This window comes from Arthrobacter sp. NPDC057388 (genome assembly GCF_042668165.1).
Lineage (GTDB): Bacteria > Actinomycetota > Actinomycetes > Actinomycetales > Micrococcaceae > Arthrobacter.
On record NZ_JBHVBL010000089.1, the window covers coordinates 1 to 5,262 of the forward strand.

The 5,262-nt window shown below is 66.9% G+C and carries 4 protein-coding genes; 3 read left to right on the plus strand and 1 reads right to left on the minus strand.

Features of this window, described 5'->3' with window-relative positions:
- Window positions 1-97 precede the first annotated feature (97 nt).
- Window positions 98-820 carry a dienelactone hydrolase family protein gene (locus tag ACFUTU_RS21125; protein ID WP_377967889.1) on the plus strand — a complete coding sequence of 241 codons (723 nt, stop codon included), beginning with the start codon at window positions 98-100 and terminating at the stop codon, window positions 818-820.
- Between the two features lie 75 nt (window positions 821-895).
- On the opposite strand, the gene ACFUTU_RS21130 is transcribed toward ACFUTU_RS21125, so the two are convergent.
- Window positions 896-2,359 (minus strand): amino acid permease, encoded by a 1,464-nt coding sequence (locus tag ACFUTU_RS21130; RefSeq protein WP_377967891.1) that lies wholly within the window; start codon window positions 2,357-2,359, stop codon window positions 896-898.
- A gap of 403 nt (window positions 2,360-2,762) precedes the next feature.
- Between ACFUTU_RS21130 and ACFUTU_RS21135 the strand changes: the two genes are divergently transcribed.
- Window positions 2,763-3,236, plus strand: a complete 474-nt coding sequence (locus ACFUTU_RS21135; RefSeq protein WP_377967893.1) for a hypothetical protein — start codon at window positions 2,763-2,765, stop codon at window positions 3,234-3,236.
- A complete protein-coding gene (locus ACFUTU_RS21140) occupies window positions 3,233-5,191 on the plus strand; it encodes a hypothetical protein (RefSeq protein WP_377967895.1) in 1,959 nt (652 codons plus the stop codon). Before ACFUTU_RS21135 ends, ACFUTU_RS21140 begins: the two co-directional genes overlap by 4 nt.
- The last annotated feature ends 71 nt before the right edge of the window (window positions 5,192-5,262 follow it).

Genomic DNA, 5,262 nt, shown 5'->3' on the forward strand with positions numbered 1-5,262 from the left:
CCCTTGGGGGGAGCCCGGCGTCGCCGTTTTTGTTGAAACCGCGGCTGTTAGGCGGAGTCCGGCGGACTGCACAGCCCGCCCGTGCAAGACTGTGCCCATGACCCTCATCGACCTGGGCGGCGCAAAGACCGCCGGCGGTTCCCGGAACCTTCGCGGCTACCTCGCCCAGCCTGCCGGCGCTGGCCCGTTTCCCGGCGTCGTGATGATCCATGAGGCGTTCGGCCTCACCGGCCAGATGCGGCGCCACGCCCACCGGCTGGCGGAGGCCGGCTACCTCACGCTCGCCGTCGACCTTTACAGCGACGGCGGCCCGCGCCGCTGCCTTGTGGCCACCATGAAATCCATGCTCACCGGCGAAGGCCGCGTTTTTGCCGACATCGCCGCCGCCCGGTCGTGGCTCCAGGCGTCGCCGCTCTCCACCGGCAGGACAGGCGTTATCGGCTTCTGCATGGGCGGCGGCTTCGCGCTCCTCGCCGCCAACGACGGCTTCGATGCCGCCTCCGTGAACTACGGCCGGCTCCCCCGCGACCCCGAGGCTGCATTGCGGGGCGCCTGCCCGCTCGTGGGGAACTACGGCGCGAAGGACCGCACACTGCGCGGCGCCGCCGCCAGGCTGGAGGCCGCCCTGGATGCGGTGGGCGTTGAACATGACGTCAAGGAATTTCCGACGGCGGGCCACTCCTTCCTGAACGACCGCGAGGAAGGCCCGAAGGCACTGCGCCCGCTGGCGCGCGTGATGGGGATCGGCCCGGATCCCGCCGCCGCCCCGGAGGCGTGGCGGAGAATCGAGGAACACTTCGCAAAGCACCTCAGGGCCTAATCCCCCACCGCGAAGAACGACGGGGGCGGGCCGCCTTCCGCAAAAGGTGACCCGCCGCCGTCGGACTTCAGGAAACTAGCTGAAGAGTTCGCTCTTCGGCTCGTTGTTCTTGACCTTCTGCCAGCCCAGCCACAGCACCAGCGCGAAGAACGGGATGCTGGCGAGGGTCCAGAGGCCCAGCAGGAAGACGTCGCCCGTGGCCTTGTCCGTCATGGTGTCGAAGCCGATCAGCACGGTGATGGCCAGCAGCGCGATCAGTCCGGCCCAGCTGGTCCACGGCGAACCCGGCATCGGCAGGCTCGAAACGTTGCCCTTCTTCTTCCGCAGCGCGATCTGGCTGGCGAAGATGGAGCCCCAGGTGAAGATCACGCCGATCGAGGCGGTGTTCAGGGCGAGGTCGAACGCGTGCGAGCCGCCCAGCCAGATGTTCAGCAGGATGCCCACGAGGTACACGGCGGCGATGGCCAGGATGGCGGCGTAGGGAACGTGGCGGCTGGACATTTTGGTCAGCCACTGCGGGGCATGGCCGTTGTTGGCCATGGTGCGGAAGATCCGGCCGATCGAGTACAGGCCCGAGTTGCAGGAGGACAGCGCGGCGGTGATGACGATCATGTTCATGACGTCGCCCATCCACGGCAGCCCCATCTGCCCGAAGACGGTGACGAACGGCGAGGTGCCGGCCTTGTACTGGTCCGAAGGCAGCAGCATGGCCAGCAGGGTCACGGAACCGACGTAGAACACCACGATGCGGAGCACGACGGCGCGGATCGCCTTGGGCACTTCGCGTTCCGGGTTTTCCATCTCGCCGGCGGTGATGCCCACGAGTTCGATGGCGTTGTAGGCGAAGATCACGGCGTTGAGCACCAGGATCATCACCAGGGCGCCCTTGGGGAACATGCCGCCTTCGGCGGAGAAGAGGTTGACCGGTGACGCGTGGCCGGCGCCCACCTTGGCGTTGGTGACCACCATGAACGTGCCCACGGCCAGGAAGATCACGATGGCGCCCACCTTGAGGCACGACGCCCAGAATTCGAATTCACCGAACGCCTTGACGCTGAGCAGGTTCACGGCCACCAGCAGCACCAGCGCGGCGATGGCGGAGAGCTCCACGGGGACGTTGGGGAAGAAGAACTGGAAGTAGAGGCCGATCGCGATCAGCTCCGCGATGCCGGTCATGGCCCAGTTGATGAAGTACATCCAGCCGGACAGGTAGGCGCCCTTCTTGCCGAACAGCTCGCCGGCGTAGCTCACGAAGGAGCCGGAGGTCTGCCGGTACATGATCAGCTCGCCGAGGGCCCGCATCAGCAGGTAGGCGATGACGCCGGCAATGGCGTAGGAGAAAATCAGGGCCGGGCCCGTGGAGGCCAGGCGGCCGCCGGCTCCCATGAAGAGGCCCACGCCGATGGCGCCGCCCATCGCGATCATGGTGACGTGGCGCCGGCTCAGGGTCTTCTTGTAGCCCTCGGCGCTGAGGGTCGAGTCGACGGCGGCGGATGGAGCCGTCGGGCTCATAAGTTCTGTGGGGGTACTTTGAGGCACAACTGTTCCTTGTTGGGTCGGGGGTTTGCCTTGGGTAACGGCACTGCCGGTTCCGGAACCTGGAGTTTTTGTACAGATAATTCGACTTTTAGCCCCTCTTGAGGACGGTATCTGTACAAAAACTCGTGGAGCATCGAAGGTTCGCACGGCCCATCCATCGTACAAGATTTCCGGAGAGCTCCGTGACGGGGGCAACATTCCGCGCGCTTTTGCCCCTTTCCGGGTGTCCGTCCGCCCGTTCCCGCATTCGGCAGCGAAACAGTAATTCGACTGGAGAAAAGGCTCCCTTTGAAGCCTCTCTTGCGGCTACTCTGAGCACCATGGCCGGGGATGCGTTCCCGGCCATGGCATCCGCACCGTCTCATGCGGACGCCGGCACTCGCGCCACTTTTCAGGGGGGACTATGAGAAAGAGAGCACTACTGCTGCCGGCGGCGCTGCTGCTGGCAGCCTCGGGGTGTTCCGGCGGGGGCACAGCCCCGTCCGGAACCAGCCCCAGCGCTTCACCGTCACAAACCAGTACGACGGCGGCCTCCCAGCCGCCGCTGGAATCCTCACCACCCACTACGGCCCCTGCCCTGCCCACTGATGTGTCGACGTCGCTGAACGCGATCGATGCCCTGCAGGAGCACACCTGCGCGGCCGGTCCCGACGGCCAGTGGTCGTTCAAGGGCACCCTGGCCAACGCCTCGGACAAAGCCAAGACCTACACCGTGGCCATCGCCGTCACGGTGGGCGCGGCCGTCCAGGGCCACACCCTGATCACGGAAACCGTGCAGGCAGGGAAGACGGCTGAGATTTCTGCAGAGAACTTCGCCAGGACCGCGGGCCAGACCGGCACGTGCGAACCGGTTGTGTCGGTGGAGGACGCTTCGTGAAAAAACCAATCCTTACGGCTGCCCTGCTCCTGAGCCTGGCGGCCGGACCACTCGCGTCCTCCCCCGCCCTCGCCGTTGGCACCGAGACTGCACCGACGGTCCAGGCCACCGACCCGTCGACGCCGGCAGCTGCCACCACAGGCGCCACCGCAGAAACCACTGATCCGGCTCCCGCGACGGAACCCGCGACCGGCCCTGTCACCGACCCGGCAACGGAGCCGGCCCCTGATCCGGTAACGGACCCTGCCGCGCCGGAGCCGCCGTCGGACCCGTCCGTAACGGAACCGGCCGTCACCGATCCGGCTGTGACGGAACCGCCGGCCACCGACCCGGCACCCGACCCCGAACCCGAATTCACCACGAGCGGGGCCATCGGGAGCAAGTACGCCGAAATGGGCGGCGCGGCCGGAAAACTCGGAAGCCCCACCGCCGCGATGGTGTGCGCAGCAGGGCTCTGCAAACAACACTTCGAGGGCGGATGGATTTTCTGGACCGCGGCGACCGGAGCGCACCCGGTGCTGGCAGATTCCGGCCGCACCGGCCCCGCATGGCATGCCGGTGGAGCGTTGTCCACCTACGGTTTCCCGGTGCAGGATGAAACCCCGGTGGGCACCGGAACCATCCAGCGGTTCTCAAGCGGACGGATCCTCACCTCCACGTCCCGCGGGATATTCCAAATCTGGTCCAAAGGGGCCATCGGCATGCGCTGGGTGGAGCGCGGCAGCGAATCCGGCCTGGGCCTGCCGACCACCAGGGAAACCTGCGGCCTTCGCAACGGCGGCTGCTCCCAGGGTTTCAGCGGCGGCACCATCTACTGGAGCCCGTCCACCGGAGCCCACATTGTCCGCGGCGGCATCGCGGCACGGTGGGCGGCCAGCGGCAGCCAGAACGGGTTCCTGGGGTATCCCCGGGCCACCCAGGTGTGCGGACAGCGGGCAGGCGGGTGCCTGCAGAGCTTTCAGGGCGGAACCATCTACTGGTCCCCCACGACCGGAGCCTGGACCGTGAAGGGCGCAATCGGCGGCAGGTACAGCGCCTCCGGTGCCCATCGCGGCTCACTCGGCTACCCGGTCGGGTCGGAAGCCTGCGGGCAGCCGGCGAGCGGATGCATCCAGCGCTTCCAGTTTGGAACCATCTACTGGTCCCCTGCCACGGGCGCATGGTCGTCCCGGGGGGCGATCGGCAGCAGGTACGCCGCCGCCGGCGCGCACCGGGGATCCCTTGGCTATCCAACAACAGACCTCCGCTGCCTGGGTGCCGGATGCGCCCAGTCGTTCCAGCGCGGTTTCATCAGCTGGACGGCACCGGCGGGCAGCCGCGTGTACCCCGTCACGGAATGCCAAAAGCTGAACAACGGACAGTCCAGGTACTCCACGTACGGCGCCAACCGCGTGCTGCTGACCTTCGCCCAGGGCTACGGGCAGTCGCGGGCCACGAACCTGTACTGCGTCCGGATCGCGGGGATGTACTTCCCGGACTGGAGGACCGACGGATATGTGGGCGCGTCCGGGTTCAAGGCACCCGGCGTGCCATCTGGCCCCACCAGGAACCTGTACTCACCCACCGGATCGTATTCGGTGACTGAGGCCTTCGGCCTGGGAAACCCGGGAACGCGGCTGCCGTACCGCACGCTGAACCCCCGGTCCCGCTGGGGCGGCAATCCGTGGACCGCGACGTACAACAAGTACTTCGAGTCCTCCTCCTGGGTGGGCTGGGACGAGAACATGTGGTACTTCGCCACGCGCGCCACCCATGACTACCGTCAGGGCGTGGTCATCAACTACAACCGGCCCAACATCGTGCAGGACGCCGGCTTCGCCATCTTCCTGCACATGAACAAGGTCCCGACCGCGGGCTGCATCTCGCTCGACGACTGGGCAGTGGTCGACTACATGAGAAAGTCGACGCCCGGCGACCGGATCATCATGGGAACCTACAGCGCACTGTTCCGGTAGACGTCCCCGATATTCCGTGTGGCGTATATTCCGCGGGCGGATCAAACCCGGGCCCGGCATCATGCCGGGCC

Excerpts from the sequence above, each read along its gene's own strand:
- ACFUTU_RS21135 (WP_377967893.1), top strand. The coding sequence starts at position 2,763 with ATGAGAAAGAGAGCACTACTGCTGCCGGCGGCGCTGCTGCTGGCAGCC.
- ACFUTU_RS21125 (WP_377967889.1), top strand. The coding sequence starts at position 98 with ATGACCCTCATCGACCTGGGCGGCGCAAAGACCGCCGGCGGTTCCCGG.